Annotated in this window: 21 protein-coding genes and 4 tRNA genes; 22 read left to right on the forward strand and 3 right to left on the reverse strand. The window is 65.9% G+C overall.

Annotated features, from left to right (window positions below):
- Nucleotides 1–26: 26 nt before the first annotated feature.
- Complete coding sequence (locus tag PSEWESI4_RS20270; protein WP_456243226.1) at nt 27–1,577, reverse strand: MDR family MFS transporter; 1,551 nt, start codon at nt 1,575–1,577, stop codon at nt 27–29.
- Nucleotides 1,567–2,613 carry an HlyD family secretion protein gene (locus PSEWESI4_RS20275; protein ID WP_187673037.1) on the reverse strand — a complete coding sequence of 349 codons (1,047 nt, stop codon included), beginning with the start codon at nt 2,611–2,613 and terminating at the stop codon, nt 1,567–1,569. Before PSEWESI4_RS20275 ends, PSEWESI4_RS20270 begins: the two co-directional genes overlap by 11 nt.
- 105 nt (nt 2,614–2,718) lie before the next feature.
- On the opposite strand from PSEWESI4_RS20275, the gene PSEWESI4_RS20280 reads away from it, so the two are divergent.
- From PSEWESI4_RS20280 to PSEWESI4_RS20335, 12 genes are all read left to right on the forward strand, one after another.
- Nucleotides 2,719–3,639, forward strand: a complete 921-nt coding sequence (locus PSEWESI4_RS20280; RefSeq protein WP_187673038.1) for a LysR family transcriptional regulator — start codon at nt 2,719–2,721, stop codon at nt 3,637–3,639.
- Between the two features lie 38 nt (nt 3,640–3,677).
- A complete protein-coding gene (gene gltX, locus PSEWESI4_RS20285) occupies nt 3,678–5,159 on the forward strand; it encodes a glutamate--tRNA ligase (RefSeq protein WP_187673039.1) in 1,482 nt (493 codons plus the stop codon).
- A 110-nt stretch (nt 5,160–5,269) separates the two neighbouring features.
- Nucleotides 5,270–5,345 (forward strand) — tRNA-Ala (locus PSEWESI4_RS20290).
- Between the two features lie 49 nt (nt 5,346–5,394).
- A tRNA-Glu gene (locus tag PSEWESI4_RS20295) sits at nt 5,395–5,470 on the forward strand.
- 43 nt (nt 5,471–5,513) lie between these two features.
- Nucleotides 5,514–5,589, forward strand: a tRNA-Ala gene (locus PSEWESI4_RS20300).
- Nucleotides 5,590–5,638: 49 nt separating this feature from the next.
- A tRNA-Glu gene (locus PSEWESI4_RS20305) sits at nt 5,639–5,714 on the forward strand.
- 169 nt (nt 5,715–5,883) lie between these two features.
- Nucleotides 5,884–6,570: a 6-phosphogluconolactonase gene (locus tag PSEWESI4_RS20310; RefSeq protein ID WP_187673040.1), complete on the forward strand. Its 687-nt coding sequence runs from the start codon at nt 5,884–5,886 to the stop codon at nt 6,568–6,570.
- A 164-nt stretch (nt 6,571–6,734) separates the two neighbouring features.
- Nucleotides 6,735–8,555, forward strand: coding sequence for a phosphogluconate dehydratase (edd, locus tag PSEWESI4_RS20315; RefSeq protein ID WP_187673041.1), 1,821 nt, complete (start codon nt 6,735–6,737; stop codon nt 8,553–8,555).
- Nucleotides 8,556–8,560: 5 nt separating this feature from the next.
- On the forward strand, nt 8,561–9,211 hold the full coding sequence (locus PSEWESI4_RS20320) for a bifunctional 4-hydroxy-2-oxoglutarate aldolase/2-dehydro-3-deoxy-phosphogluconate aldolase (protein WP_187673042.1): 651 nt from the start codon (nt 8,561–8,563) through the stop codon (nt 9,209–9,211).
- A complete protein-coding gene (locus PSEWESI4_RS20325) occupies nt 9,208–9,657 on the forward strand; it encodes an acyl-CoA thioesterase (protein ID WP_187673043.1) in 450 nt (149 codons plus the stop codon). The genes PSEWESI4_RS20320 and PSEWESI4_RS20325 overlap by 4 nt, the downstream gene beginning before the upstream one ends.
- A gap of 117 nt (nt 9,658–9,774) precedes the next feature.
- Nucleotides 9,775–10,734: a tRNA dihydrouridine synthase gene (locus PSEWESI4_RS20330; RefSeq protein WP_187673044.1), complete on the forward strand. Its 960-nt coding sequence runs from the start codon at nt 9,775–9,777 to the stop codon at nt 10,732–10,734.
- A gap of 109 nt (nt 10,735–10,843) precedes the next feature.
- Entirely contained in the window at nt 10,844–11,290 is a 447-nt protein-coding gene (locus PSEWESI4_RS20335; protein ID WP_187673045.1) for an Hsp20 family protein, read from the forward strand.
- Nucleotides 11,291–11,349: 59 nt separating this feature from the next.
- Here the strand turns inward: PSEWESI4_RS20335 and PSEWESI4_RS20340 are convergent, their stop codons facing one another.
- A complete protein-coding gene (locus PSEWESI4_RS20340) occupies nt 11,350–12,231 on the reverse strand; it encodes a LysR family transcriptional regulator (protein WP_187673046.1) in 882 nt (293 codons plus the stop codon).
- Nucleotides 12,232–12,450: 219 nt separating this feature from the next.
- On the opposite strand from PSEWESI4_RS20340, the gene leuC reads away from it, so the two are divergent.
- The 10 genes from leuC to folC all read left to right on the forward strand — a co-directional run bounded on the left by leuC (nt 12,451) and on the right by folC (nt 24,823).
- Entirely contained in the window at nt 12,451–13,878 is a 1,428-nt protein-coding gene (leuC, locus tag PSEWESI4_RS20345) for a 3-isopropylmalate dehydratase large subunit (RefSeq protein ID WP_187673047.1), read from the forward strand.
- 11 nt (nt 13,879–13,889) lie between these two features.
- The gene (gene leuD, locus PSEWESI4_RS20350; RefSeq protein ID WP_187673048.1) at nt 13,890–14,537 is read left to right on the forward strand and encodes a 3-isopropylmalate dehydratase small subunit; all 648 of its coding nucleotides are present in this window, start codon (nt 13,890–13,892) and stop codon (nt 14,535–14,537) included.
- Nucleotides 14,538–14,635: 98 nt separating this feature from the next.
- Nucleotides 14,636–15,718: a 3-isopropylmalate dehydrogenase gene (gene leuB / locus PSEWESI4_RS20355; protein ID WP_187673049.1), complete on the forward strand. Its 1,083-nt coding sequence runs from the start codon at nt 14,636–14,638 to the stop codon at nt 15,716–15,718.
- A gap of 56 nt (nt 15,719–15,774) precedes the next feature.
- Nucleotides 15,775–16,887: an aspartate-semialdehyde dehydrogenase gene (asd, locus tag PSEWESI4_RS20360; RefSeq protein ID WP_187673050.1), complete on the forward strand. Its 1,113-nt coding sequence runs from the start codon at nt 15,775–15,777 to the stop codon at nt 16,885–16,887.
- A gap of 96 nt (nt 16,888–16,983) precedes the next feature.
- Nucleotides 16,984–17,994 (forward strand): aspartate-semialdehyde dehydrogenase, encoded by a 1,011-nt coding sequence (locus tag PSEWESI4_RS20365; RefSeq protein ID WP_187673051.1) that lies wholly within the window; start codon nt 16,984–16,986, stop codon nt 17,992–17,994.
- A 147-nt stretch (nt 17,995–18,141) separates the two neighbouring features.
- Entirely contained in the window at nt 18,142–20,910 is a 2,769-nt protein-coding gene (locus PSEWESI4_RS20370; protein WP_187673052.1) for a FimV family protein, read from the forward strand.
- Nucleotides 20,911–20,914: 4 nt separating this feature from the next.
- Nucleotides 20,915–21,781: a tRNA pseudouridine(38-40) synthase TruA gene (gene truA, locus PSEWESI4_RS20375; RefSeq protein ID WP_187673053.1), complete on the forward strand. Its 867-nt coding sequence runs from the start codon at nt 20,915–20,917 to the stop codon at nt 21,779–21,781.
- Between the two features lie 49 nt (nt 21,782–21,830).
- Nucleotides 21,831–22,457 carry a phosphoribosylanthranilate isomerase gene (locus tag PSEWESI4_RS20380; protein WP_187673054.1) on the forward strand — a complete coding sequence of 209 codons (627 nt, stop codon included), beginning with the start codon at nt 21,831–21,833 and terminating at the stop codon, nt 22,455–22,457.
- Nucleotides 22,458–22,676: 219 nt separating this feature from the next.
- Nucleotides 22,677–23,552 (forward strand): acetyl-CoA carboxylase, carboxyltransferase subunit beta, encoded by an 876-nt coding sequence (gene accD / locus PSEWESI4_RS20385; protein ID WP_187673055.1) that lies wholly within the window; start codon nt 22,677–22,679, stop codon nt 23,550–23,552.
- Nucleotides 23,549–24,823 carry a bifunctional tetrahydrofolate synthase/dihydrofolate synthase gene (gene folC / locus PSEWESI4_RS20390; protein ID WP_187673056.1) on the forward strand — a complete coding sequence of 425 codons (1,275 nt, stop codon included), beginning with the start codon at nt 23,549–23,551 and terminating at the stop codon, nt 24,821–24,823. Before accD ends, folC begins: the two co-directional genes overlap by 4 nt.
- The last annotated feature ends 52 nt before the right edge of the window (nt 24,824–24,875 follow it).

Here is a 24,875-nt window from a genome sequence, read left to right on the forward strand (position 1 = left end):
GCTGAAGCCCACCCTACGAAATCAGCTCAATGGGCCGCGCCGCCGGTGGTTCCGGGCGGCAGAGGGCGGGTCAGCAGTACGGCGAGCATGCTGACGCCGAGGGCGATGCCGATGAAGTGGAAGGCGTCGTTGTAGGCCATGATCGCCGCCTGCTGGTGGGCGATTTCGCTGAGCTTGCCGAGCGCGGCCTGCTCGCTGCCGAGCCGCTCGGTGAGCAGCGCCAGGCGTTCGGCGACCTGCGGGTTGCTCGGGACCAGGGATTCGCGCAGGTAGTCGAAATACACCTTGGCGCGGCTGTCGAGCAGGGTGGCCAGCAGGGCGATGCCGATGGCGCCGCCGAGGTTGCGCAGGATGTTGAACAGGCTCGAAGCCGAGCCGGCGTCCTGCGGCAGGATGTAGGCGGTGGCGATCAGCGAGACGGTCACCATCACCAGCGGCTGGCCGAGGGCGCGGATGATCTGGATATGGTTGAACTGCTCGCCGGCGAAGTCCAGGTTGAGTACCCCGGAGGCGAAACTGGCGAAGCCGAACAGGCCGAAACCGGCGGCGCACAGCAGTTTCGGGCTGATCACCTTCATCAGCTTGGGCACCAGCGGGATCAGGAACAACTGGGGAATGCCCATCCACATGATCACCTCGCCGATCTGCAGCGCGTTGTAGCCCTGGATCTGCGCCAGGTAGAGCGGCAGCACGTAGATCGAACCGTACAGGCCGATGCCCAGGCCGACGCTGGAGATGCTCGACAGGCCGAAGTTGCGCTCGCGCAGCACACCCAGGTTGATCAGCGGGTTGGGCTTCGACAGTTGCAGGATGACGAACAGCATCAGGCTGACCAGGGCGATGCTGCCCAGGCCGACGATCAGTTGCGACTCCAGCCAGTCCTTGCGGTGGCCTTCCTCGAGGAACACCTGGAGGCAGCCCAGCCCGACGCCGAGGGTGACGATGCCGGCATAGTCGGTGGTCTTCAGCAGTTCCCAGTGCGGTGCCTTCTTCTCCAGGCCGTAGAGCAGCCCGGCGATCATCAGCAGGCCCGGCGGGATGTTGATATAGAAGATGTATTCCCAGCCCCAGTTCTCGGTCAGCCAGCCGCCCAGGGTCGGTCCGATCGACGGCGCGAAGGTGGCGGTGATGGCGAACAGCGCCATGCCCTTGGCGCGGTGGTGCTCGGGCAGCTTGATCAGCGTCAGGGTGAAGGCCAGCGGGATCAGCGCGCCGCCGGTGAAGCCCTGCATGGCGCGGAACACGATCATGCTCTCCAGGCTCCAGGCCATCGAGCAGAGCAGCGAGGAGGCCAGGAAGCCCAGCGACACCCAGAGTGCCAGGCGCCGCGCCGACAGCAACTGCACCAGCCAGGCGGTGAGCGGGATCATGATGATCTCCGCCACCAGGTAGGAGGTGGAAATCCACGAACCTTCTTCCAGGGTGGCCGACAGCGCGCCCTGGATGTCCTTGAGCGAGGAGTTGGTGATCTGGATGTCCAGCACCGCCATGAAGGCGCCGAGCATGGCGCTCATCACCGCGATCCAGTCGCGGCGCGTGGGTTCGGCGGTAGGGCGGATCAGCGCATCAGCCGCCACTGGCTTCGGCCTTCAGGCTCACCTTGACCAGCACCGACATGCCGGGACGGATCTTGCCGCGCAACGGGTTGTCGGCGGAGAAGGTCAGCTTCACCGGAATGCGTTGCACCACCTTGGTGAAGTTGCCGGTGGCGTTGTCCGGCGGCAGCAGGCTGAACTGCGCGCCGGAAGCGGCGAACAGGCTGTCCACGCGGCCCTCGATGGGCGTGTCGGGGAAGCTGTCGAACACCAGCTCGGCCGGCTGGCCGGCGTGCATGCGGCCGATCTGGGTTTCCTTGAAGTTGGCCTGGATCCAGATGTCCTCGTCCGGCACCACCGACAGCAGGTAGGCGCCGGCCTGCACGAACTGGCCGTTGCGCGCGGAGCGCTGGCCGACCAGGCCGCTGATCGGCGCGTGGATCTCGGTGCGCGACAGGTTCAGCTCGGCCTGGGCCAGTTCCGCGCGGGCGGTGGCGAGCAGCGCGTCGAGGCGCTTGAGCTCGGCATTCAGGGTGTCGACCTGTTGGCGCTGGGCGTCGAGATCGGCCTGCGCCTTGGACACCCGCGAACGAGCCACGTGGCTGTCGGCGACCAGGGTGGTGACGCGCTCCTCGGAGACGTAGCCAGGCTTGCGCAGGGTCTGTGCGCGGGACAGGTCGAGCTGGGCGCGGCCCAGGGTCGCCTGGCTGGCCGCGAGGTCCGCCTGGCTGGCGGCGATCAGGCTGGCCTGCTGGGTCAGCTTGCTCTGCGCCTGGGTCCGCTCTGCCTCGCGGGTGGCCAGGTTGGCGCGGGCGCGTTCGACGGCGAGCCGGAAATCGTCGGCTTCCAGCCTCACCAGCAACTGACCTTTCTCCACGTGCTGGTTGTCGTGCACCAGCACTTCGTCGATCCGCGCGGCGAGCTGGCTGGATACACGGGTGATCTCGCCCTGCACATAGGCATTGTCGGTGGTTTCGACGAAGCGGCTGACGAAGAACCAGTGGGCGAGCAGGGCGGCGGCGACCAGGCCGAGGAGGGCGAGGAAGATCGTCAGGCGGCGTTGCAGTTGGGCAGGCATGCGGATGCTCGAAAGGCGGGCAAAAGTGTGAGGAAATTTAACAGTGTTCCATGCAAGTCAGTAGCCGCTACACTCCGGAAACTTTGTTGCTTATGGGGAACAATAATGGGGCTGGATGATGCCCTGGTGTTCACGCGCGTCGTGGAGTGCCACAGCTTTACCCTTGCCGCCCAGGTGCTGGGCATGCAGAAGTCGACGGTCAGCCGGCGGATCGCCCTGCTCGAAGAGCGTCTCGGCGTGCGGCTGCTCAACCGCACCACGCGCAAGTTGCGCCTGACCGAGGTGGGCCAGGCCTACTACGAGCGCTGTCGGCAGATCATGCTGGACTTCGCCGAGGCCGAGCAGGCGGTGATGCAGTTGCAGCAGGAACCGGCGGGGCTGCTGCGAATCACCGCGCCGATCGAGTTCGGCCAGTTGTTCCTCGGCCGCGTGCTCGGCGCCTTCATGCGCCAATACCCGCAGATCACCGCCGAAGTGGAGCTTACTTCGCGTAACGTGGACGTGGTGGAGGAGGGCGTGGACATCGCCATCACGCTCGGCCAGCCGCAGGACTCCACACTGATCGCTCGCAAGTTGTTCGAGAGCCGGCGCTGCTTCTATGCCAGCCCGGGCTACCTGAAAGCCCACGGCACGCCGCTGGCGACCGCCGACCTGGCCGGCCATCGGGCGATCCTGCTGCCCAGCGACTCGCAGCGCTACTGGCCGCTGCTGAGCGAGAACGTGCCCTGCCAGCGGGTGCTGTTCTGCAACAACATCACCTTCGTGCGCGAGGCGGCGATCGCCGGGGCCGGTATCTGCGGACTGCCGGCGATGATCTGCGAGGAGGCGCTGGAGGACGGGACGCTGGTGCAACTGCTGCCGCAGGCGCAACTGCCTTCCGGCGAAATCTATGCGATCTACCCGTCGCGGCGTTTCCAGGCGATGAAGGTCAAGGCCTTCCTCGATTTCCTCATGGGCAGCCTGCCGGTGGGCGAGGGCCTTGTGCTGGAGCCGGCGTCGGTCCGCCTGATAACATCGCGCCTTTGATCCATCCTTCGTTTCGCCCCTCTTTTCGAGAGACTTCCATGACCACTGTTCGCACCCGCATCGCGCCGTCGCCCACTGGCGATCCGCACGTCGGCACCGCCTATATCGCCCTGTTCAACCTGTGTTTCGCACGGCAGCACGGCGGCCAGTTCATCCTGCGCATCGAGGACACCGACCAGTTGCGCTCGACCCGCGAGTCCGAACAGCAGATCTTCGACGCCCTGCGCTGGCTCGGCATCGAGTGGGACGAGGGCCCGGACGTCGGCGGCCCGCACGGTCCCTACCGGCAGAGCGAGCGCGGCGAGATCTACAAGAAGTACTCCGACGAACTGGTCGCCAAGGGCCACGCCTTCCCGTGTTTCTGCTCCGCCGAGCGCCTGGACAAGGTGCGTGCCGAGCAGATGGCCAACAAGGAAACCCCGCGCTACGACGGCCACTGCCTGCACATCGATCCGGCCGAGGCGCAGCGCCGCATCGCCGCGGGCGAATCCCACGTGGTGCGCATGAAGGTGCCCAGCGAGGGCATCTGCGAAGTCCCGGACATGCTGCGCGGCACCGTCGAGATCCCGTGGGACCGCATGGACATGCAGGTACTGATGAAGGCCGACGGCCTGCCCACCTACTTCCTCGCCAACGTGGTGGACGACCATCTGATGGGCATCACCCACGTGCTGCGTGGCGAAGAGTGGCTGCCTTCGGCGCCCAAGCTGATCAAGCTCTACGAATATTTCGGCTGGGAGCAGCCGGCGCTTTGCTACATGCCGCTGCTGCGCAATCCGGACAAGAGCAAGCTGTCCAAGCGCAAGAACCCCACCTCGATCACCTTCTACCAGCGCATGGGCTTCCTGCCCGAGGCGATGCTCAACTACCTCGGCCGCATGGGTTGGTCGATGCCCGACGAGCGCGAGAAATTCTCCCTGGCCGAGATGATCGAGCACTTCGACCTGTCGCGGGTTTCCCTGGGCGGGCCGATCTTCGACCTGGAAAAGCTCTCCTGGCTGAACGGCCAGTGGCTGCGCGAGCTGCCGCTGGAGCGCTTCGCCGCCGAGGTGCAGAAATGGGCCTTCAACAGCGATTACCTGATGAAGATCGCCCCGCACGTGCAGGGCAGGGTGGAAACCTTCAGCCAGATCGCCCCGCTGGCCGGTTTCTTCTTTACCGGTGGCGTGACCCTCGATGCCAAGCTGTTCGAGCACAAGAAGCTGTCGCCCGACCAGGTGCGCCAGGTGCTGCAACTGATCCTCTGGAAGCTGGAAGCGCTGCGCCAGTGGGAGAAGGACAGGATCACCGCGTGCATCCAGGCGGTGGCCGAGCATCTGGAGCTGAAGCTGCGCGACGTGATGCCACTGATATTCCCGGCGATCACCGGGCAGGCCAGCTCGGTGTCGGTGCTCGACGCCATGGAAATCCTCGGCGCCGATCTGTCGCGCTTCCGCCTGCGCCAGGCCGTCGAGCTGCTTGGCGGGGTATCGAAGAAGGAAACCAAGGAGTGGGAGAAACTCCTGGCCGGCATCGCTTGAGTCGTTATGGGGTAAGTGGTTGTTCTAACGACGAAAATTTTTCACTGCGGTGGAAAAATTCTGTTGACAGCCCGCAGGTGCGCCCCTAATATGCGCCCCGTCCAAGCGACGGGGCTATAGCTCAGCTGGGAGAGCGCTTGCATGGCATGCAAGAGGTCGACGGTTCGATCCCGTCTAGCTCCACCAAGTTTGCCGCCGAACGAATTCCAGCGCGTTCGGTCTGATTGAAGGATTTGTCCCCTTCGTCTAGTGGCCTAGGACACCGCCCTTTCACGGCGGTAACAGGGGTTCGAGTCCCCTAGGGGACGCCACTTCACGCAGTGCTCGCACTGCACGTCGAGAGACGCAAAATCCGGGGCTATAGCTCAGCTGGGAGAGCGCTTGCATGGCATGCAAGAGGTCGACGGTTCGATCCCGTCTAGCTCCACCAATCACCACACAAGGCCAGCCCCGTGCTGGCCTTGTTCATCGAAGGTTTCGTCCCCTTCGTCTAGTGGCCTAGGACACCGCCCTTTCACGGCGGTAACAGGGGTTCGAGTCCCCTAGGGGACGCCATTTTCCCGCCCTGCGGGAGTTTCGAAGGGTCATTCCAATGTGAATGGCCCTTTTTGTTTTCTGCTCCCGGCATCTGCAGGCGGCCCTGCTCCGTAGGGTGCGCCGGTGGGCTTGGGTGGGGCGCCGCGATGGCGCATCATCGGGGCATCCGCTGCATCGATGAGTCCCCATGACGATATCCCCCTCGCTGTTGTCATTTCCCGATCGTGAAAGCTGTGTCCGCCAACTGGCCGACGATCTCGGTCTGCAACTGCGCCAGACCCTGGCGACGAGGCCGCGCGCCGGCCTTCTGTTGCCCGGTGGCAGCAGCCCGCAGCTCTTGTTGCCGCTGTTGCGCGGACAGGCGCTGGACTGGGACAGGGTCGACCTGAGCCCGACGGATGAGCGCTGGGTGGCGAGCGATGATCCGGCCAGCAACTGGCGGTTGCTGAGCGCTGGCCTGCCACGGGCCCATTGCCTTGATCCGCGCCAGGCTTCCGCCCCGGAAGCGGCCGCCATCGGCTGGGCGCAACACCTGGGCGGCTGGCATCCCTTCGCGGCGGTGCTGCTGGGCATGGGCGAGGATGGCCACTTCGCCTCGCTGTTCCCCGGCATGCCTGGGCTGGCCGCCGCGCTGGACCCGCAAGCGCAGCCCGGTGCATTGCCCGGCCTGGCGCCGAGCGAACCACGCCAGCGCCTGTCGCTGAACCTGAGCATGCTGTGCGACAGCGGCTGGCTGGGACTGCTGGCCTTCGGAGAGTGCAAGCGCGAACTGCTCGACGCGGTGCTGCTCGACGAGCCCCGGAGTCGCGATCTGCCCATTCACGCGTTGGCCTGGCAGGTGCGCCAGCCGCTGCGTATCTACTGGGCACCCTGACAGACCTGGCACCTACGTGGGCTTCAGCCCGCCAGCATGGTCCGCTTGGTGGGTTGAAGCCCACCCTGCGTGGAACGCCATGCATCCGACCTGGCGTCCCGAATGATCGAAACGAGTCCCGAACCGTTACACTGCCGGGTAGTAGTCCGTCATCGGAAATCGTCATGCCGCATCCCGTCGTCGAACAGGTCACCGCTGCCCTCGAGCAGCGTTCCAGCGTCCGCCGCCAGCGTTACCTGGAGCGCCTGCGCGAGGCCGCCGAGCGCGATCCGCGGCGCAAGCTGGGCTGTTCCAACCTGGCCCACGCGCTGGCCGCGCAGCCGGATGACGCGCGCCTGATCATGAAGCAGGGCGGTGCGCCGCACGTCGCCATCGTCTCCAGCTACAATGACCTGCTGTCCGCCCACGCACCACTGCGCGACTACCCGGAGCGCCTCAAGGCCGCGCTGGCCGGGGTTGGCGCCACCGCGCAGTTCGCCGCCGGGGTGCCGGCCATGTGCGACGGCATCACCCAGGGCGAGGCGGGCATGCAGTTGTCGCTGTTCTCCCGCGACCTGATTGCCCAGGCGACCGCCATCGGCCTGACCCATGGCATCTTCGACGGCGCCCTGTATCTCGGTGTGTGCGACAAGATCGTCCCCGGCCTGCTGATTGGCGCGCTGACCTTCGGCCACCTGCCGGCGGTATTCGTGCCGGCCGGCCCCATGCACTCCGGGCTGGCCAACAAGGAGAAGGCGGCGGTCCGCCAGCGCTTCGTGCGCGGCGAAGCCAGCCGCGACGAACTGCTGGCCGCCGAGCAGGCTGCTTATCACCAGGACGGCACCTGCACCTTCTATGGCACCGCCAACACCAACCAGTTGCTGATGGAGGCCATGGGGCTGCACGTGCCGGGCAGCGCTTTCGTCCATCCGCACACGCCGTTGCGCGATGCCCTGACCGACGAGGCCGCGCGTCTGGTGGCGCGTAACAGCCGCCAGGGCGAGCGCTACCTGCCGCTGGGTGAGCAGGTCGATGCGCGGGTGCTGATCAATGCCGTGGTGGCCCTGCTGGCCAGCGGCGGGTCGACCAATCATGGCCTGCACCTGCCGGCCATCGCCCGGGCTGCCGGTTACGAGCTGGCCTGGGAGGATTTCGCCGCCTTGTCGAAGGTGGTTCCGTTGCTGGCGCGGGTCTACCCCAACGGCGCGGCGGACGTGAACCAGTTCCAGGCCGCCGGCGGGCCGGCATGGATCATCCGCGAACTGCTCGGCGCCGGGCTGCTGCACGGCGAGGTGCCCACCGTCGCCGGCGAGGGCCTGCGGGATTACGCCCGCGAACCCTGGCTGGAGGAGGGGAGGCTGGCCTGGCGCGATCTGCCGGCGGAGAGTCCGGCGCCGGATATCGTCCGCCGCATCGACCGGCCGTTCGTGGCCGATGGCGGTTTCGTGCTGCTGCGCGGCAACCTCGGGCGCGCCATGCTCAAGACCTCGGCGGTCGACCCCGCGCACTGGCGGGTGAGGGCGCCGGCGCGGGTGTTCGATAGCGAGGCGGCGGTACAGGCCGCCTATGCGGCGGGCGAACTGACCGGTGACCTAGTCCTGGTGGTGCGCTTCCAAGGCCCACGTGCCAATGGCATGCCCGAGCTGCACAAGCTGATGCCGCTGCTGGCCAACCTGCAACAGGCGGGGCAGCAGGTGTCGCTGGTCACCGACGGGCGCCTGTCCGGCGCTTCCGGCCAGGTGCCCGGCGCCCTGCACCTGACCCCGGAGGCCACTGGCGGCGGGCCGCTCGCCAAGGTGTGCGATGGTGACTGGATCGAGCTGGACGCGCGCCAGGGTGTGTTGCGTCTGGAAGTGGAGGATGACGTCCTTCGGAGTCGTGAGGCGGCCGTCGCTCCCGTCGGGCTGGCCGCCGGCTATGGATTGGAATTGTTCGCGGCGCAGCGCCATCTGGTCGGACCGGCCGATCAGGGCGCTTCGACGCTGTCGTGGGATTGCGTGGAGTGAAGAGCATGACCCTGAGGATGGATGAGGTGCTGCAACAGGCCCGCCCGGTGCTGCCGGTGCTGGTGATCGAGGATGTCAGCCTGGCGCTCGACGTGGCTCGTGCGCTGCACGCCGGTGGTGTGAGCGTGCTGGAAGTGACCCTGCGCACACCGCGCGCGCTGGATGCTGTGGCGGCGATCCGCAAGGAGTTGCCGGAGGTTCTGGTCGGCGCCGGCACCCTGATCCACACCGAACAGTTCCTCGAGGCGCGCGAGGCGGGTGCCCAGTTCGCCGTCAGCCCCGGCTGCACGGAGCGTCTGGCGGCGGCGGCGGAGGATTCCGGGTTGCCCTATCTGCCGGGCGTGATGACGCCCTCGGAAGTGCTGCTGGCGCTGGAGTACGGCTACCGCTCGCTGAAGCTGTTCCCGGCCAACGGCAACGCCAGCGTGAAGATGCTGAAGAGTTTCAAGGGGCCGTTCACCGGTATCCGCTTCTGTCCCACTGGCGGCGTCACCCCGGACAACCTGCTGAGTTTCCTGCGCCTGCCCAACGTCGCCTGCGTCGGCGGCACCTGGGTGGCGCCGGCCAACCTGATCCGCGCCCGCGCCTGGGACCAGATCACCCAACTGGCCGCCGAAGCCTGCGAGCTGGCCAGCAGCCTGGAGCATCACGCATGAACTGGGATTTGCCGACGCCCTTCACCATCGACCTCAAGGTCGCCGCCGATGACATCGACGGCCTCGGCCACGCCAATAACGCCGCCTACGTCACCTGGATGGAGCGCTGCGCCTGGCGCCACTCGCAGAGCCTGGGGCTGGATCTGGTCGAGTACCGCCGGCTGGACCGTGCCATGGCGGTGCTGCGCCACGAGATCGACTACCTGGCCAGCGCCTACGAGGACGACGAGTTGCAGATCGGTACCTGGATCGTCGAGTCCGATCATCGTCTGAAGATGACCCGTCGCTTCCAGTTGATCCGCCCGGCCGATGCCACCACCCTGCTGCGCGCGCAGACCACCTTCGTGTGCATCGAACTGTCGACCGGCAAGCCCAGGCGCATGCCGGCGGAGTTCGTCGAAGGCTACGGGGCGGCGCTGCTGGAGCCCTATCCGCTACAGCTCTGATCCGCCTGACGTAGCCCGGGTGCAATCCGGGAGGAGAGGGAAACTTCTCCCCGGATTTCATCCGGGCTGCGAACCTTCGCTACAATCGCCGCCCTGAATTTTCCCGAGCTTGCTGCTGTGCAAATCGCCCTGGCACCGATGGAAGGCCTGGTCGACGAAATCCTCCGTGACGTGCTGACCCGCGTCGGTGGAATCGACTGGTGCGTGACCGAATTCATCCGGGTCTGCGACCGCCTGTTGCCGGCCTCGACCTACCAGAAGCTCGCTCCCGAGCTGTTCGCCGGTGCGCGGACCGCCGCCGGCACGCCCATGCGCGTGCAGTTCCTCGGCTCCGATCCGGTCTGCCTGGGCGACAACGCCGCGTTTGCCGCCGAGCTGGGCGCGCCGGTGGTCGATCTCAACTTCGGTTGCCCGGCCAAGACGGTGAACAAGTCCCGTGGCGGCGCGGTGCTGCTCAAGGAGCCGGAACTGCTCCATGCCATCGTCCGCGAGGTGCGCCGCAGCGTGCCGGCGGCGATCCCGGTGACCGCCAAGATGCGCCTCGGCTTCGACCACAAGGACGACGCCCTGGATTGCGCACGCGCGCTGGCCGAGGGCGGCGCGCAGCAGATCGTGGTGCATGCGCGCACCAAGGTCGAAGGCTACAAGCCGCCGGCGCATTGGGAGTGGGTGGCGCGGGTGCAGGAGGCGGTCAGGGTGCCGGTGATCGCCAACGGCGAAGTGTGGACCCTGGACGACTGGAAGCGCTGCCGCGCGGTGAGCGGCGTGGATGACGTGATGCTCGGCCGTGGCCTGGTGGCGCGCCCGGACCTGGCCCGGCAGATCGCCGCCGCGCAGGCCGGCGGGCCGGTCGTCGAGATGAGCTGGGCGGAATTGCTGCCGCTGATCGGTGACTTCTGGCTGCAGGCCCGGCGCAAGCTGTCGCCGCGCTACGCGCCGGGGCGGCTGAAGCAGTGGGTCGGCCTGCTGACCCGCAGCTATCCCGAGGCGGTGCGGCTGTTCGATGCGATCCGCCGCGAGAACGATTGCCTGCGGATCGATGCCTTGCTCGGGGTGCGTTTGGAGGCGGCGGCCTGAGCCGAGCGTGCCCTTGAAATCCTGTCCAGCGACCCTAACTAGTCGATTGTCGGGATGCCGAAGTCGGGTCCCGCCATCAACCACTCGCTGAAATCTCAGGAGAATCGTTATGAGCAATGTACTTTCCTTGGCTCCGTTGTTCCGTCAATCCATCGGCTTCGACCGCTTCAATGATCTGTTCGAGTCGGCGTTGCGCAATGGCGAGGCCAGTTCCTACCCGCCCTACAACGTCGAGAAGCACGGCGACGATCAGTACCGCATCGTCATCGCCGCTGCCGGCTTCCAGGACAGCGACCTGGAGCTGCAGGTCGAACGTGGCGTGCTGACCGTCAGTGGCGGCAGGCGCGACAAGGGCAACGAAGGCGTTACCTATCTGCACCAGGGTATCGCCCAGCGCTCCTTCAAGCTGTCGTTCCGCCTCGCCGACCATATCGAGGTCAAGGGCGCGGCGTTGCAGAACGGCCTGCTGAACATCGACCTGGAGCGCATCGTGCCGGAAGAGGCCAAGCCCAAGCGTATCCCGATCAATACCGAGCGGCCGGCTCTGGAAAACTGATTCGGGAAGACCGTGGCAAGACTGGGGGCGCCTTCGGGCGCCCCTTTCGTTTCCGGGGGTCAGGCTGGGACGTGACGTTGCCCGTCCAGATGGCTCATGAAGGCCCGCGCCGCGTTCGACAGGGTGCGCTCGGTGTGCAGGATATAGCCCAACTGGCGGCTGAGCTGGAGGCCCGGCAGCGGCAGGCGCACGACCTGGTCGTCGAGCATGGTGCGCGGCAGCACGCTCCAGGCCAGGCCGATGGAAACCATCATCTTGATGGTCTCCAGGTAGTTGGTGCTCATGGCGATGTTCGGTGTCAGGCCCTCCGCTTCGAACAGGCGCCGAACGATATGGTGGGTGAAGGTGTTGTCGCCGGGAAAAACCGCCGGATGGCGCGCCACGTCGGCAAGGCTGATCGCGTTGCCGCGCGCCAGCGGGTGCTCGGGGGCGGCGACGAAGTCCAATGGGTCGTCCCATACCGGCACCGCCTGGACCGGCGGATGGGTTTCCGGCGCCAGGGTGATCACCGCCAGTTCGGCGCGGCCATGGAGGATTTCCTCGTAGGCCACTTCCGAATCGAGGAACTGGATATCCAGCGCCACCTGCGGATGCGCGCGGGTGAAGGCGCGCAGCAGGGGAGGCAGGCGATGCAGGCCGATATGGTGACTGGTCGCCAGGGTCAGCCGACCGCTCACCTCGCCGCTGAGGTTGGTCAGGGCGCGGCGGGTATCGTCCAGCACGTTGAGGATCTGGTAGGCCCGTGGCAGCAGCGCGCGGCCGGCCTCGGTAAGGCTCACCTCGCGGCCCAGGCGGTCGAACAGACGCACCTTGAGCTGCTGCTCCAGCCCGGCGATGCGCTTGCTGACCGCCGGCTGGGTCAGGTGCAGGCGCTCGGCGGCTTCCGAGAAACTGCCGGTCTCGGCGATGGCGATGAAGGCGTTCAGGCTGGCGAGATCCATACGAGAGCTCCAAGCGGCAAGCCGCAAGCCACAAGAAAAAGCCGCTTTGACTTGCGGCTTGAGGCTTGTGGTTTGCAACTAAAAGAAGGATTCCTTGCTGGAATGCTTTGGATAAAAAATATGAATTTGAGTTATTCGTGCCGGAATCATAGCATTCCCCACATAAGCGCAAGGGCTATTGCCCTTGGCATAGAAAGACGCTGATGAGGGTATATCCGAATGGCCGGCAAGACGCTGTACGACAAGCTCTGGGACATGCACGAGGTGAAGCGGCGCGACGACGGTTCGTCGCTGATCTACATCGACCGCCACATCCTCCACGAGGTGACCTCGCCGCAGGCCTTCGAGGGCCTGCGCCTGGCCGGCCGCAAGCCGTGGCGCATCGACGCCAACATCGCCACCCCGGACCATAACGTGCCGACCACCCGCACCGAGCGGCAGGGCGGCCTCGAGGCGATCGCCGATGAAGTCTCGCGTATCCAGGTCAAGACCCTGGACGAGAACTGCGACGATTTCGGCATCCTCGAATTCAAGATGAACGACGTGCGCCAGGGCATCGTCCACGTGGTCGGCCCGGAGCAGGGCGCCACGCTGCCGGGCATGACCGTGGTCTGCGGCGACTCGCACACTTCCACCCACGGCGCGTTCGGTGCGCTGGCCCATGGCATCGGCACGTCCGAGGTCGAGCACGTGCTCGCCACCCAGTGCCTGGTGGCCAAGAAGATGAAGAACATGCAGGTGCGCGTGGAAGGCAAGCTGCCGTTCGGCGTGACCGCCAAGGACATCGTGCTCGCCGTGATCGGCAAGATCGGCACCGCCGGCGGAAACGGCCATGCCCTGGAGTTCGCCGGCAGCGCGATCCGCGACCTGTCCCTGGAAGGCCGCATGACCATCTGCAACATGTCCATCGAGGCGGGCGCCCGGGTCGGCCTAGTGGCCGTCGACGAGAAGACCATCGAATACGTCAAGGACCGCCCGTTCGCGCCCAAGGGCGACGACTGGAACAAGGCCGTGGAGGTCTGGAAGGACCTGGTGTCCGACCCCGACGCGCACTTCGACACCGTGGTCGAGCTGCGCGCCGAGGACATCAAGCCGCAGGTCAGTTGGGGCACCTCGCCGGAGATGGTCCTGGCCGTCGACCAGCGTGTGCCGGACCCGGCCGTCGAGGCCGATCCGGTCAAGCGCGACTCCATCGTCCGCGCCCTGAAGTACATGGGCCTCGCCGCCAACCAGCCGATCACCGACATCCAGTTGGATCGCGTGTTCATCGGCTCCTGCACCAACTCGCGGATCGAGGACCTGCGCGCCGCCGCCGCCGTGGCCAAGGGCCGCAAGGTCGCCGCGACCATCAAGCAGGCGCTGGTGGTGCCGGGCTCCGGCCTGGTCAAGGCGCAGGCCGAGCAGGAAGGGCTCGACAAGATCTTCATCGAGGCCGGTTTCGAATGGCGTGAGCCGGGTTGCTCCATGTGCCTGGCGATGAACCCGGACAAGCTGGGCAGCGGCGAGCACTGCGCCTCGACCTCCAACCGCAACTTCGAGGGCCGCCAGGGCGCCGGCGGGCGTACCCACCTGGTCAGCCCGGCGATGGCCGCGGCGGCAGCCGTCACCGGCCGCTTCATCGATGTACGCGAACTGATCCAGGCCTGAGGAAACGACTGATGAAAGCCTTTACCCAACACACCGGCCTGGTCTGTCCGCTGGATCGCGCCAACGTCGACACCGACCAGATCATTCCCAAGCAGTTCCTCAAGTCGATCAAGCGCACCGGCTTCGGCCCGAACCTGTTCGACGAATGGCGTTACCTGGACGTCGGCCAGCCGAACCAGGACAACTCCAAGCGCCCGGTCAACAAGGATTTCGTGCTGAACTTCCCGCGCTACCAGGGCGCCAGCGTGCTGCTGGCGCGCGAGAACTTCGGCTGCGGCTCGTCGCGCGAGCACGCGCCGTGGGCGCTGGAAGAGTACGGCTTCCGCACCATCATCGCGCCGAGCTATGCCGACATCTTCTTCAACAACAGCTTCAAGAACGGCCTGCTGCCGATCATCCTGAAGGAAGAAGAGGTCGACGAACTGTTCCAGCAGTGCGAAGCCACCGAAGGCTACCAACTGACCATCGACCTGGCGGCACAGACCGTGACCCGCCCCGACGGCAAGCAGTACGGCTTCGAAGTCGACGCCTTCCGCAAGCACTGCCTGCTCAACGGCCTGGACGATATCGGCCTGACCCTGCAGGACCAGGAGGCGATCAAGGCCTTCGAAGGCAAACACCGGCAGAGCCAGCCCTGGTTGTTTGGCGCAATCAAATAACCGCGGTCGCAAGCTTCAAGCGGCAAGCTGCAAATAAGAGCGGCTCCTCTTGAAGCTTGTGGCTTGCAGCTTGTAGCTATTTCCGAAGGAAATCCCCCATGGCAAAACAGATTCTGGTTCTCCCCGGCGATGGTATCGGCCCGGAAATCATGGCCGAGGCGGTCAAGGTCCTGGAGCTGGTCAACGACAAGTACCGGCTGGATTTCGAGCTGAGCTTCGACGAACTGGGCGGGGCGGCCTACGACAAGTACGGCGTGCCGCTGGCCGACGAGACCCTGGAGCGTGCCCGTGCGGCCGACGCCGTGCTGCTCGGCGCGGTCGGCGGACCCAAGTGGGACAACATCGATCCGGCGCTGCGCCCCGAGCGCGGCCTGCTGAAGATCCGCTCGCAACTGGGTCTGTTCGGCAACCTGCGCCCGGCCATCCTCTACCCGCAACTGGCCGAGGCCTCGACCCTCAAGCCGGAAGTGGTCGCCGGCCTGGACATCCTCATCGTCCGCGAACTGACTGGCGGCATCTACTTCGGCCAGCCGCGCGAGTCCCGCGTGCTGGAGAACGGCGAGCGCCAGGCCTACGACACCCTGCCGTACAGCGAGAGCGAGATCCGCCGCATCGCCAAGGTCGGCTTCGATATGGCGCGCCTGCGCAACAGGAAGCTGTGCTCGGTGGACAAGGCCAACGTGCTCGCCTCCAGCCAGTTGTGGCGCGCGGTGGTGGAGGAAGTGGCCAAGGATTACCCGGACGTCGAGCTCAGCCACATGTACGTCGACAACGCCGCCATGCAACTGGTGCGCGCGCCCAAGCAGTTCGACGTGATCGTCACCGACAACATGTTCGGCGACATTCTGTCGGATGAGGCTTCCATGCTGACCGGTTCCATCGGCATGCTGCCCTCTGCGTCCCTCGATGCGAACAACAAGGGCATGTACGAACCGTGCCACGGCTCGGCGCCGGACATCGCCGGGCAGGGCGTCGCCAACCCGTTGGCGACCATCCTCTCGGTGTCGATGATGCTGCGCTACAGCTTCGCCAAGGCCGAGGCGGCCGATGCCATCGAGAAAGCGGTGAGCCTGGTGCTCGACCAGGGGCTGCGCACCGGTGACATCTGGTCGGCGGGCACTACCAAGGTCGGTACCCGTGAAATGGGCGATGCGGTAGTCGCCGCGCTGCGTAATCTGTAATCTGTCCGATCCGCCGTTCGCGCGGTGGGTCGGTTTCCAATAAAGGTGTAGTTGCGATGAAACGTGTAGGTCTGATCGGTTGGCGTGGCATGGTCGGTTCCGTGCTCATGCAGCGGATGCTGGAAGAGCGGGACTTCGACCTGATCGAGCCGGTGTTCTTCACCACTTCCAACGTGGGTGGCCAGGGCCCGGCCGTGGGCAAGGACACCGCGCCGCTGAAGGACGCCTACAGCATCGACGAGCTGAAAAGCCTCGACGTGATCCTGACCTGCCAGGGCGGCGACTACACCAGCGAAGTATTCCCCAAGCTGCGCGAAGCCGGCTGGCAGGGCTACTGGATCGATGCCGCGTCCACCCTGCGCATGGACGACAGCTCGGTCATCGTCCTCGACCCGGTCAACCGCAAGGTCATCGACCACTCGCTGGACAACGGCGTGAAGAACTACATCGGCGGCAACTGCACCGTCAGCCTGATGCTGATGGCCCTGGGCGGCCTCTACGAAGCCGGCCTGGTCGAGTGGATGAGCGCCATGACCTACCAGGCGGCCAGCGGGGCTGGGGCGCAGAACATGCGCGAGCTGATCAAGCAGATGGGCGCGATCAACGCCGCCGTCGCCGATGACCTGGCCAATCCGGCCAGCGCCATCCTCGACATCGACCGCAAGGTGGCCGAAGCCATGCGCGGCGACAGCTTCCCGGTCGACCACTTCGGCGTGCCGCTGGCCGGCAGCCTGATCCCCTACATCGACAAGGAGCTGCCCAACGGTCAGAGCCGCGAAGAGTGGAAGGGCCAGGCCGAGACCAACAAGATCCTCGGCCGCTTCAAGAATCCGATCCCGGTCGATGGCCTGTGCGTGCGCATCGGCGCCATGCGCTGCCACAGCCAGGCGCTGACCATCAAGCTGAACAAGGACGTGCCGCTGTCCGACATCGAAGGGCTGATCAGCCAGCACAACCCCTGGGTCAAGCTGGTGCCGAACCAGCGCGAGGCGAGCATCCGCGACCTGGGCCCGACCGCCGTCACCGGTACCCTGAGCGTGCCGGTCGGCCGCCTGCGCAAGCTCAACATGGGCTCGCAGTACCTGGGTGCCTTCACCGTCGGCGACCAGTTGCTGTGGGGTGCCGCCGAGCCTCTGCGGCGCATGCTGCGCATCCTGCTGGAGCGTTGATCCTGCCGGCGCCGGCCATTCCGGTCGGCGCCAAATTGCTTGCGCGCAAGGGCGGCGCTACAGTGCCGTCCTTTCCCTGTCGCGTAAGGCTTCCCGATGTCCCAGTCCTTCGCTATTGCCGTGGTCGGTGCAACCGGCACCGTCGGCGAAACCCTCGTCCAATTGCTCGAAGAGCGTGAATTCCCCGTTTCCGACCTGCACCTGTTGGCCGGTCGGGATTCGCAGGGGCACTCCCTGCCGTTCCGTGGCAAGAACCTGCGGGTGCGCGCCATCGAGGATTTCGACTTTTCCCAGGTGCGCCTGGTGTTCTTCGCGGCTGAGGCGTCGATCACCCTCGAATATGCGCCGCGAGCCCGGGCGGCGGGGTGTTCGCTGATCGACCTGAGCGGTGCGCTGCCTCTGGAGCAGGCGCCGCGCGTGGTGCCCGAGGCCAATGCCGACGTTCTGGATACCCTGTCGACGCCTTACCAACTGGCCAGCCCGAGCGCCGCCGCGACCGCGCTTGCGGTGGTGCTGGCTCCCTTGCGCTCCCTTCTGACGCTGCGCCGGGTCAACGTCACCGCCTGCCTCGCCGTGTCGGCGCAGGGGCATGAGGGTGTCACCGAACTGGCCCGGCAGACCACGGAACTGCTCAACATGCGCCCGCTGGAGCCGCGCTTCTTCGACCGGCAGATCGCCTTCAACCTGCTGGCCCAGGTGGGGGTGCCGGATGATAGCGGGCATGCCCATTCAGAAATTCGTCTGGCGGCCGAAACAAGACAGGTACTGGGGGATTCCGGGCTGAAGGTGTCGGCGACCTGCATCCAGGCGCCGGTGTTCTTTGGCGATAGCCTGAGCGTTTCCCTGGAGCTGGAGAGCGTGGTGGACCTTGTCGCTGTGCGCGAGGCGCTGGAAGGCGCGACGGGAGTGGAGCTGGTCGACGCCGGCGACTATCCGACGGTTGTCGGTGATGCGGTCGGGCAGGATGCTGTATATGTAGGCCGGTTGCGTTCGGGGCTGACCGACGATGCCGAACTCAATTTGTGGATTGCGTCTGATAATGCACGTAAAGGCTCGGCTCTGAATGCTGTGCAGCTAGGCGAATTATTGATAAAACACTATCTGTAAAAGATACTTATCTAGAAATTTGAAGAAATATTCTAGCTTGGCAATACTGGCTGGGCGCATTGCTGGTGGGGAACCGTCGCAAGACGGAAGCGGCAGCAAATAAAGCCATCTCGCCCGTCGAGAAAAGATAAAACAAGGGATAACGCTATGGTTCGGGTACGCAAACTGGTACTGGCAATTGCAGCCGCTTCGGCGCTCACGTCCGGTATGGCGCACGCATTGGGGTTGGGGGAAGTCACGCTCAAATCCGCGTTGAATCAACCATTGGATGCGGAAATCACTTTGCTCGACGTGAGGGATCTGGACTCGACCGAAGTACTTCCGAAACTGGCTTCTCCCGAGGATTTCAACAAGGCTGGCGTCGATCGCCAGTACTTCCTAACCGATCTCAAGTTCACTCCGATTCTCAAGCCCAATGGCCAGAGCGTCATCCGGGTGACTTCCAGCAAGCCGGTGCGCGAGCCGTACCTCAACTTCCTCGTCGAAGTGCTCTGGCCCAACGGTCGCTTGCTGCGCGAATACACCCTGCTGCTCGACCCGCCGCTCTATTCGCCGCAGGTCGCCACGGCTGCCGCGCCACAACTGCCGATCGCCGCGCCGGCGCCGCGTCCGGCCACCGCAGCCCCGGCTCCGCGCCCGACAACACCGGTCGCCGCGCCCGCTACCCGTCCGGCCGCCCCCGCCCAGGCATCCATCCAGGGCAACGAATACCGCACTTCTTCCAACGACACCTTGTGGCAGATCGCCGAGCGCACCCGCTCCGCCGGGTCTGTGCACCAGACCATGCTGGCCATCCAGGATCTCAATCCCGACGCGTTCATCGACGGCAACATCAACCGCATGAAGAGCGGACAGGTGCTTCGTCTGCCAGACGAGCAGCAGGTCAGAAGCCGTTCCCAGAGCGAAGCCCTCGCCCAGGTGGCCGTCCAGAATACCGCGTGGCGTGAAGGCCGTTCCCTGGCGAGCGGCGGCGTTCGCCAACTGGACGCCACCAAGCGTGCCGCCGCTGGCGCCGCTCCGGCCCAGGCGCAAAGCGCGGACAGCCTCAAGCTGGTGTCCGGTGACGCGGGCAAGGCTGCCGGCAAGGGCGCTGCCGGCGACAGCAAGGCGCTCACCGACAAGCTGGCCGTCACCCAGGAAAGCCTCGATACGACCCGTCGCGAGAACGACGAATTGAAAAGCCGCATGACCGACCTGCAGAGCCAGTTGGACAAGCTGCAGCGGCTGATTCAACTGAAGGACGAACAACTGGCCAAGCTGCAGGCCGACCTGGCTACCAGGGGGCAGGCGGTTCCTACCGAGGTCCTGCCTGCCGAATCGGCACCGGCTGCCCCGGCCGAACAGGCCGCCTCGCAACCGGAAGGCACCCAGGCCACCGCTCCTGCGCCCGGACCTGAGCCTGTCGATGCCCAGGCCGAGGCGCCGGACTACAACTACAGCGAAGAGCCGGCTGAAGAAGCTGCGCCGCAACCTGCCGCGACTCCTGCTCCGGCCGCCCAGGCTCCCGCGGAACAACCCGCTCCCGCGCCTGTCGAGGCGGAACGGCCCGCGCCTGCGCCCGCAGCGGAAGAACAACCGCAGCCGGGCTTCGTCGACGATCTGCTGGCCAATCCGATGCTGCCGTGGATTGCCGGTGGCAGCGGCCTGCTGGTGCTGCTGATCCTGCTGATGGCCTTGTCGCGGCGTAACGCTCAGAGAGAGCGTGAACTGCAGGACAGCCTGGCCGCCGAGGAGAGTGATACCGCTTTCGCCAGCGACCTGGACTTGCCGGCTTCGGAGTTCGAAGGGCTGGAGAGCGTCGACGCCCCGGCTACCCAACAGCAGCAGTCGGATGATCGTGTGACCGCCCAGACCAGCGATGCCCTGGGCGAAGCGGACATCTACATCGCCTATGGCCGGTTCAACCAGGCGGCCGAGCTGCTGCAGAACGCGATCAACGATGAGCCGAATCGCAGCGACCTGCGCCTGAAGTTGATGGAAGTCCAGGCCGAGCTGGGGGACCGTGAAGGCTTCCTGCGCCAGGAAAGCGAACTGCGCGAGATCGGTGGTGCAAGCGCCGAGGTCGAGCAGCTCAAGGGCCGGTATCCGGCCATGGCCGCAGTTGCAGCCGCTGGCGTGGCTGCTGCTGCGCTCGCCGACAAGGCGGACGATCTGAATTTCGATGACCTGTCCTTCGACGACGAGCAGGTCACCCCGGTCTCGAAGCAGGAAGAGGCATTCGACCTCAGCCTGGATGACCTGGCTTCCGAGCTGGAAAGCGAACTGTCCGGAGCCTCTTCTGCCGAGACGTCGGTCGATTTCGACCTGGGCAGCGATGCGGATGCCACCTCCACGGCTGGCGTCGATGACGGTTTCGACTTCGACCTGGAAGTGGACGAAGTACCAACCTCCAATAAGGCGACGGATGAGCTGGCGGACTTCAGCCTAGAGCTCGATGAAGCGAGCGCGACTGCGGATGAGGATTTCTCGCTGAGCCTGGATGACGACCTGGCTGTCGAGCCGAAAGGCGACGAGCTGTCCGGGGCCGGTCTGGACTTCGAACTGCCGGAAGGTGCGGCGGAGCTTCCCGCCGATTTCGATCTTTCCCTGGATGACGAAGTGGCTTCGCCGTCCGGCGCCGATTTCGCCGCCCAGCTCGAAGAGGCGAGTGCGGGGCTGGACCAGTTCGATGAGTTGGAGCCTGTCGCGGAGCCCAAGCCTGCCGTCGCGGCTGCCCCGGACGATGCCTTCGAGGGCGACGATGACTTCGACTTCCTCTCCGGCACGGACGAGACCGCGACCAAGCTGGACCTGGCGCGTGCCTACATCGACATGGGCGATGTGGAAGGTGCCCGGGATATCCTCGACGAGGTCCTCGCCGAGGGCAGCGACGGTCAACAACAGGAAGCGCGCGAATTGATCGCCCGTCTCGTATAGCTGCATGACTGATGTGTTAGCACCTGCAGCGGCGGCCGAAACGGCCGCCGTTGGCTTTTCCAGAATCGCCCTTGGCGTGGAGTACAAGGGCTCGAGCTACCGTGGCTGGCAGCGCCAGGAGTCCGGCGTGCCGTCGGTCCAGCAGGCGCTCGAAGCGGCGCTGTCGAGGGTCGCTGCCTCACCGGTCGGCGTGGTCTGTGCCGGGCGCACCGATGCGGGCGTACACGCCAGCGGCCAGGTGGTGCATTTCGATACCCAGGTGCAGCGTCCGCTGAAGGCCTGGATCATGGGCGCCAATGCCAACCTGCCGCACGACATCAGCGTGACCTGGGCGCAAGTCATGCCGGCGCATTTCCATGCCCGTTTCAAGGCGGTCGCGCGGCGCTATCGCTATGTGATCTACAACGACCAGATCCGCCCGGCGCACCTGGCCCAGGAGGTCACCTGGAATCACCGGCCCCTGGATATCGAGCGCATGCGCGAGGCCAGCCGCCATCTGCTGGGGACCCATGATTTCAGCGCGTTCCGTGCGACCCAGTGCCAGGCGAAATCGCCGGTCAAGCACATCCATCACCTCGAGCTGATCCCGTACGGCAAGCTGATCGTGCTGGATATCCGCGCCAACGCCTTCCTGCACCACATGGTTCGCAACATCGCCGGGGTACTGATGACCATCGGTGCGGGCGAACAGCCGGTGAGCTGGGCCAAGGCCGTGCTGGACGGGCGAGACCGGCGCGAGGGTGGGGTGACCGCGCACCCCTATGGCCTGTATCTGGTCCAGGTGGAGTACCCCGAGGAGTTCGCCCTGCCGGAGCGCTACCTCGGCCCGCACTTCCTTTCGGCGCTCCCGGATTGTGCGGCTGACGCCTGAAAGCTCCATTTGCTAACATCCGGGGGCTTTCCCCCAAAGGTGCCGCAACTTGTCACTCGTTCGCAGCAAAATTTGTGGAATCACCCGTGTCGAGGATGCCCTGGTCGCCGCCGAGGCGGGCGCCGATGCCATCGGCCTGGTGTTCTACGCCAAGAGCCCGCGCGCGGTGAGCGTTCAGCAGGCGCGGACGATCATTGCCGCCTTGCCGCCCTTCGTGACTACCGTCGGGCTGTTCGTGAACGCCAGCCGCTGCGAGCTCGGCGAGATCCTCGACGCGGTCCCGCTGGACCTCCTGCAATTCCATGGAGACGAACAGCCCGCGGACTGCGAGGGCTACCACCGTCCCTATATCAAGGCCCTGCGGGTCAAGGCGGGCGATGATATCGCCGCGCAGGTCGCACGCTATCCGAAGGCTGCCGGAATCCTGCTGGACACCTATGTTCCGGGCGTGCCGGGTGGTACGGGCGAGGCGTTCGACTGGAGCCTGGTGCCTCATGATCTGGGGCGGCCGGTGGTCCTCGCCGGTGGTCTGAACGCGGCGAACGTGCGTGCCGCGATCGAGCGGGTGCGCCCCTACGCCGTCGATGTCAGCGGCGGAGTGGAAGCGGGCAAGGGGATCAAGGATGCCGACAAGGTGCGTGCTTTCCTCGCCGAAGTGCGACGGACAACGATTTGAGTGTGACGGCCCGAGGGCCTTGGCCGTCCATTAGCGGACTGCCGTAATGACCTTCCGAAGCCGGCGCAGCGCTTGCGTGGCATCGGAGGGCGGGAATCCAGCGGCGAGGATGCCTCGTCGATACGGCCGCCGACGCTCCGCCTGCGTTGCAGCGGCCATGAATTCGCTTGTGGATGTCTGCCGACGACATCCGGACCAACAGCTTTGGAGAATGAGAGCATGAGCAACTGGCTGGTAGACAAGCTGATCCCTTCGATCATGCGTTCTGAAGTAAAGAAGAGCTCGGTGCCCGAAGGACTCTGGCATAAATGCCCATCCTGCGATGCGGTGCTCTACAAGCCGGAGCTGGAAAAGACTTTCGAGGTCTGCCCGAAGTGCGACTACCACATGCGCATCGGCGCGCGGGCGCGCCTGGATCTGTTCCTGGATGAGGGCGGGCGCGAGGAGATCGGCGCCGATCTCGAACCGGTCGACCGCCTGAAGTTCCGTGACAGCAAGAAGTACAAGGATCGCCTGTCCGCGGCCCAGAAGCAGACCGGTGAAAAGGACGCCCTGGTGGCGATGAGCGGGACCCTGCAAGGCATGCCGGTGGTGTCCTGCGCCTTCGAGTTCGAGTTCATGGGCGGTTCCATGGGCTCGATCGTCGGCGAGCGCTTCGTGCGTGCCGCCAACGTGGCCCTGGAAAAACGCTGCCCGCTGGTCTGCTTCTCCGCTTCCGGCGGTGCGCGCATGCAGGAAGCCCTGATTTCCCTGATGCAGATGGCCAAGACCTCGGCGGTCCTGGCGCGCCTGCGCGAGGAGGGGCTGCCGTTCATTTCCGTACTGACCGACCCGGTCTACGGCGGGGTTTCCGCGAGCCTGGCGATGCTTGGCGATGTCATCGTCGCCGAACCCAAGGCGCTGGTGGGCTTCGCCGGCCCGCGGGTGATCGAGCAGACGGTGCGCGAGAAACTGCCGGAAGGCTTCCAGCGCAGCGAATTCCTCCTCGAGCACGGCGCCATCGACCTGATCGTGCATCGCCGTGACCTGGCCGATCGCCTGGCCAAGCTGCTGGCCCAACTGATGGGGCTGCCCAGTCCGTCCGCCGCCGCATGATGCCCGCAACCCTTGCCGAGTGGCTGAGCTACCTCGAACAGCTCCATCCTTCCGCCATCGACATGGGCCTGGAGCGTTCGCGGGAGGTGGCGCGGCGCCTGGGGCTGGGCAAGCCCGCCCAGCGGGTGATCACGGTCACCGGCACCAACGGCAAGGGGTCGACCTGCGCCTTCCTCGCCGGCCTGCTGCGCCAGCGGGGGCTCAAGGTCGGCGTCTACAGCTCGCCGCACCTGCTGCGCTACAACGAGCGGGTGGTCATCGATGGCGTCGAAGCCGGCGATGACGAGCTTTGCCAGGCATTCGCGGCGGTCGAGGCGGCCCGCGGCGAGATTTCCCTGACCTATTTCGAGATGGGCACCCTCGCGGCCTTCTGGCTGTTCGAGCGTGCGGGCCTGGATGCCGCCGTGCTCGAGGTCGGTCTCGGTGGGCGGCTGGATGCGGTCAACCTGGTCGACGCGGATCTGGCCCTGATCACCAGCATCGGCCTGGACCATGCGGAATGGCTGGGCGACGACCGCGACTCGGTGGCCTTCGAGAAGGCCGGCATCCTGCGCCAGGGGCGGCCGGCGCTGTGTGGCGATCTCGACCCGCCGCAACCGCTGCTCGACCAGGTGGCGGCGCTGGCGACTCCCTTCTTCCTGCGCGGGCGCGACTACGACCTGGCGATCGGTGACCAGGGCTGGCACTGGTATGGCCGTGATGGCCAGGGCCGGCAGCTAGAACTGCACGACCTGCCGCTGCTCGACCTGCCCATGGAGAATGCCGCGTTGGCCTTGCAGGCCTTCGCCCTGCTGGACCTGCCCTGGAATGCCGGCGAGATCGCCACGGCGCTTGCCGCTACCCGGGTCAGCGGTCGCCTGGAGAGGAGGGCGCTGGACTGGAAGGGCAAGCCGCTGACGTTGCTGCTGGATGTCGGGCACAATCCCCACGCGGCCGCCTATCTGGCCGGCCGCCTGGCCGCTCGCCCGCAGACCGGCAGGCGCCTGGCGGTATTCGGCCTGCTGGCCGACAAGGACCTGCATGGCGTATTGGCACCGTTGCTGGATCGGGTGCAGGATTGGGCGGTGGCTCCGCTGCCCACGCCGCGTACCCGGCCGGCGGCCGAGCTGGAAGCGGCACTGCTCAATGCCGGCGCGTCCGTGACGGCTTACCCCGACGTGGCGGCGGCTCTCGTGGCACAATGCGAGCGTGCGGCGGCGGGAGACGAGATCCTGCTGTTCGGTTCTTTTTACTGCGTGGCCGAGGCTCTGGAGTGGCTGGTCCGTCATTGAAGAGCCGGCGCGCGATCTCGCGATGTTGATTCAACGGCGCAGGTCGGTGCGT

Source organism: Zestomonas carbonaria (assembly GCF_904061905.1).
In the GTDB taxonomy this organism is placed as follows: Bacteria; Pseudomonadota; Gammaproteobacteria; order Pseudomonadales; family Pseudomonadaceae; genus Aquipseudomonas; species Aquipseudomonas carbonaria.

Coding starts and splice junctions, on each gene's coding strand:
- PSEWESI4_RS20275 (WP_187673037.1), bottom strand. CDS start 2,613: ATGCCTGCCCAACTGCAACGCCGCCTGACGATCTTCCTCGCCCTCCTC.
- PSEWESI4_RS20280 (WP_187673038.1), top strand. CDS start 2,719: ATGGGGCTGGATGATGCCCTGGTGTTCACGCGCGTCGTGGAGTGCCAC.
- gltX (WP_187673039.1), top strand. CDS start 3,678: ATGACCACTGTTCGCACCCGCATCGCGCCGTCGCCCACTGGCGATCCG.
- PSEWESI4_RS20310 (WP_187673040.1), top strand. CDS start 5,884: ATGACGATATCCCCCTCGCTGTTGTCATTTCCCGATCGTGAAAGCTGT.
- edd (WP_187673041.1), top strand. CDS start 6,735: ATGCCGCATCCCGTCGTCGAACAGGTCACCGCTGCCCTCGAGCAGCGT.
- PSEWESI4_RS20320 (WP_187673042.1), top strand. CDS start 8,561: ATGACCCTGAGGATGGATGAGGTGCTGCAACAGGCCCGCCCGGTGCTG.
- PSEWESI4_RS20325 (WP_187673043.1), top strand. CDS start 9,208: ATGAACTGGGATTTGCCGACGCCCTTCACCATCGACCTCAAGGTCGCC.
- PSEWESI4_RS20335 (WP_187673045.1), top strand. CDS start 10,844: ATGAGCAATGTACTTTCCTTGGCTCCGTTGTTCCGTCAATCCATCGGC.
- PSEWESI4_RS20340 (WP_187673046.1), bottom strand. CDS start 12,231: ATGGATCTCGCCAGCCTGAACGCCTTCATCGCCATCGCCGAGACCGGC.
- leuC (WP_187673047.1), top strand. CDS start 12,451: ATGGCCGGCAAGACGCTGTACGACAAGCTCTGGGACATGCACGAGGTG.
- leuD (WP_187673048.1), top strand. CDS start 13,890: ATGAAAGCCTTTACCCAACACACCGGCCTGGTCTGTCCGCTGGATCGC.
- leuB (WP_187673049.1), top strand. CDS start 14,636: ATGGCAAAACAGATTCTGGTTCTCCCCGGCGATGGTATCGGCCCGGAA.
- asd (WP_187673050.1), top strand. CDS start 15,775: ATGAAACGTGTAGGTCTGATCGGTTGGCGTGGCATGGTCGGTTCCGTG.
- PSEWESI4_RS20365 (WP_187673051.1), top strand. CDS start 16,984: ATGTCCCAGTCCTTCGCTATTGCCGTGGTCGGTGCAACCGGCACCGTC.
- PSEWESI4_RS20370 (WP_187673052.1), top strand. CDS start 18,142: ATGGTTCGGGTACGCAAACTGGTACTGGCAATTGCAGCCGCTTCGGCG.
- truA (WP_187673053.1), top strand. CDS start 20,915: ATGACTGATGTGTTAGCACCTGCAGCGGCGGCCGAAACGGCCGCCGTT.
- accD (WP_187673055.1), top strand. CDS start 22,677: ATGAGCAACTGGCTGGTAGACAAGCTGATCCCTTCGATCATGCGTTCT.
- folC (WP_187673056.1), top strand. CDS start 23,549: ATGATGCCCGCAACCCTTGCCGAGTGGCTGAGCTACCTCGAACAGCTC.